Raw genomic sequence first — 659 nt, 5'->3', positions numbered from 1 at the left:
GACCCGGCATTGGGCTGGAGGGACACTGCTTCATAGCCGGTGACCTCGCAGAGCATCCGCTCGAGGTCGTCGATGAGCTCGTGGTAGCCGGCCACCTGGTCGACCGGGGCGTACGGGTGGATGCGGGCGAACTCGGGCCAGGTGATCGCCTGCATCTCGGTGGTGGCGTTGAGCTTCATGGTGCAGGAGCCGAGCGGAATCATCGTGCGGTCCATGGCGAGGTCACGGTCGGCGAGGTGCCGTAGCCAGCGCAGCATCTCGGTTTCGCTGCGGTGCGAAGTGAAGAACGCCGATGTGCAGTAGGCCGATGTGCGTCGCAGGGTGTCGGGGATGGCGGTGGAGGCTCCGTCCAACTCCTCCAGCGAGGCCTCCGTTGCGCCGAACGCCCGCCAGATCGACTCCACGACCACCGGGGTGGTCGTCTCGTCGAGGCTGAAGGTGACCGTGTCGGCGTCGAGCCTCCGCAGGTTGCAACCGTGCTCGAGGACGGCGGCGACGAACTCATCTGCCCTGCCGGGAACCCGGACAGCCACCGTGTCGACGAACCCGTCGAAGAGGACGTCGAGTCCGTGCCGGCGCAGGCCCTCGGCGGCGATGGCAGCCAGACGGTGGACGCGCTCGGCGATAACGCGCAGGCCGTCGGGACCGTGGTAGGCGGC

The 659-nt window shown here is 68.3% G+C and carries 1 protein-coding gene; it reads right to left on the bottom strand.

Annotated elements, in window-relative coordinates:
• Positions 1-659 (bottom strand): glycine dehydrogenase (aminomethyl-transferring) (locus tag QGG57_07050; protein MDP7007912.1); only part of this gene is annotated, 659 nt, incomplete at both ends.

It is taken from the genome of Candidatus Poseidoniia archaeon (genome assembly GCA_030748895.1).
In the GTDB taxonomy this organism is placed as follows: Archaea; Thermoplasmatota; Poseidoniia; order MGIII; family CG-Epi1; genus UBA8886.
This window is presented reverse-complemented; position numbering and strand designations above follow the sequence as displayed.